The sequence below is a fragment of the Planomonospora algeriensis genome, assembly GCF_977012225.1.
Genome location: NZ_CDRNDK010000747.1, coordinates 1 through 2,034, shown reverse-complemented (window position 1 = coordinate 2,034; position 2,034 = coordinate 1). Strand labels below are relative to the sequence as shown.

The following is a 2,034-nucleotide window of genomic DNA, read 5'->3' as shown; positions in this document are numbered from 1 at the left end:
CGCCTCGCCGGCCGACCAGGCGCGGACGCCCGCCGCGCAGGCGTCCGTCGACTGCCGCCGGGTCAAGTGCGTGGCCCTCACCTTCGACGACGGTCCGGGCCGGTACACCGGCACGCTGCTGCGCCACCTCGCGGCGTACCGCGCCCGCGCCACCTTCTACGTCGTCGGGCAGAACGTCGCGGCGAACCCCGGCGTGGTACGGCGGGCGGTCGAGGCCGGGCACGAGATCGGCAACCACACCTGGTCCCACCGCGACCTCACCAGGCTGTCGCCCGCCGCGATCCGTGCCGACCTGGCCCGCACCGACCGGGCCGTCGAGAAGGCGGCGGACGTCACGCCGAAGACCGTCCGGCCGCCGTACGGCGCCCACAACGCCGCCGTCCGCAGGCAGACGACGCGTCCGGTGGTCCTGTGGAGCGTGGACACCGAGGACTGGAGACACCGCAACGGCCCCGCGGTGGCGCGCAGGGCGGTCAAGGCGGCGGGGCCGGGGGCCGTCATCCTGTTCCACGACATCCATCCCACGACGGTGAAGGCGATCCCGCGGGTGCTGAAGGACCTCTCCGCGCGCGGCTACCGGTTCGTCACCGTCAGCGAGCTGTTCGGCGGGAAACCGCCGAGACTCGCCTACGGCGGCCGGCGGGACGCGCCCCGCCCCCGGCGCTGACCGGCGCCCGCGGTGTCAGTTGGAGGCGCCGTTCGGGCCCGCCGTGATGGACGACGAATCGTAGGAGTCATCACCACTGCGGCTGCTGGGCTCGTCGTCGCCCCCGTCCCCGCCGCTCTCCGCACCCGAAGCAGGACCACCACCGCTCTCCGCACCCGAAGCAGGACCACCGCCGCCCTCCGCACCCGAAGCGGGGCCACCGGCGTCGCAGAGTTTGCGGAGGGGGCTCTTCCCGTGACAGGAGGCGCCGCCCCACGCCGTCGCCGTGGAGGGGGTCTGCAGCACCAGCGCCGCCATGGCGATCCAGAGGAGGGCAAAGCGGGACATCCTGCCCATGGGACTTCCTTCTCTCGTGCTGGCTCCGCCGGGCCGGAGCCCGGACCGTATCCGGTGTTCGCTCCGGCCGTCTACGGATGAGGCGGTGTCGGACGCAGGGAATCGATACCCTCCTGGTCAATCCACCAAAACACGGACAGTGAACACCCTGCCCGGTCAGCGCTGGTCGCTGCGGAGCGGGTGGTCGTCCGGGATCTCGACGAGCACGATGCGGATCCCGTCCGGGTCCTCGATCCACATCTCGACCAGTCCCCACGGTTCCCGCAGCGGAGCGCGGAGCACCGTCACGCCCGCCTCCCGCAGCCGGTCGTGCTCGGCTGCGACGTCGCGCACCTGCAGCCAGAGCGATATCCCCCGCCCGAACGGCTCCTCCGCCCGGCCGGAAACCTCCAGGAGACCGTTGCCGAGGAAGAAGACCAGACCGGGGTCCTCGGCGGGCCCGAACTCCCGGTAGACGGCCAGCCCCAGAACGTCCCGGTAGAAGCGGCGGCTGCGCCCGGGGTCGCGCGGGCGCAGCAGGATCCGGCTGCTCAGTGTCTCCATGCCTTCATTCCTTCCCCGCGTCGCCGGCCTCGGCGGGCGGCGACGGCCTCCGGGATGACGGCCGGTCGCGGTCACCGTCCCCGGGTGCTCCACCGGCGGGCGGCGTACCAGGCGGCGCCGGCGGCCAGCACGGCCGCTCCGGTCAGCACCGCCGAGACCGGCAGGGCGAAGGCCAGCACCAGGCAGCCGAGCAGGCCGAGGGCGGGGATGACGCGCGGCGGGCGGCCTTCGGCTGGGGTCAGTGTCCAGGCCGAGGCGTTGGCGATGGCGTAGTAGACCAGCACCCCGAAGGAGGAGAACCCGATCGCCCCCCGCAGGTCCGCCGTGGCCGCCAGCACCGCCACGACGGCGCCGACGACCGGTCCGGCGTGGTGCGGCACGCCGAAGCGGGGGTGGACGGCGGCCAGCGCGTGCGGCAGGTGCCGGTCGCGGGCCATCGCCAGCACGGTGCGCGAGACGCCGAGGATCAGCGCCAGGAGTGAGCCGAG

Annotated in this window: 4 protein-coding genes; 1 reads left to right on the top strand and 3 read right to left on the bottom strand. The window is 73.9% G+C overall.

What is annotated here, in order from left to right:
- Nucleotides 1-667 (top strand): polysaccharide deacetylase family protein (locus ACWJ6R_RS35340; protein WP_449066380.1); only part of this gene is annotated, 667 nt, incomplete at its 5' end.
- 15 nt (nt 668-682) lie between these two features.
- Here ACWJ6R_RS35340 and ACWJ6R_RS35335 read toward each other — a convergent pair.
- The 3 genes from ACWJ6R_RS35335 to ACWJ6R_RS35325 form a co-directional block, all read right to left on the bottom strand.
- Nucleotides 683-994, bottom strand: a complete 312-nt coding sequence (locus tag ACWJ6R_RS35335; RefSeq protein WP_449066379.1) for a hypothetical protein — start codon at nt 992-994, stop codon at nt 683-685.
- Nucleotides 995-1,159: 165 nt separating this feature from the next.
- Entirely contained in the window at nt 1,160-1,546 is a 387-nt protein-coding gene (locus ACWJ6R_RS35330; protein ID WP_449066378.1) for a VOC family protein, read from the bottom strand.
- 71 nt (nt 1,547-1,617) lie between these two features.
- On the bottom strand, nt 1,618-2,034 hold a 417-nt coding region (locus tag ACWJ6R_RS35325; RefSeq protein ID WP_449066377.1), incomplete at its 5' end, for an amino acid permease.

Coding starts and splice junctions, on each gene's coding strand:
- ACWJ6R_RS35335 (WP_449066379.1), bottom strand. CDS start 994: ATGTCCCGCTTTGCCCTCCTCTGGATCGCCATGGCGGCGCTGGTGCTG.
- ACWJ6R_RS35330 (WP_449066378.1), bottom strand. CDS start 1,546: ATGGAGACACTGAGCAGCCGGATCCTGCTGCGCCCGCGCGACCCCGGG.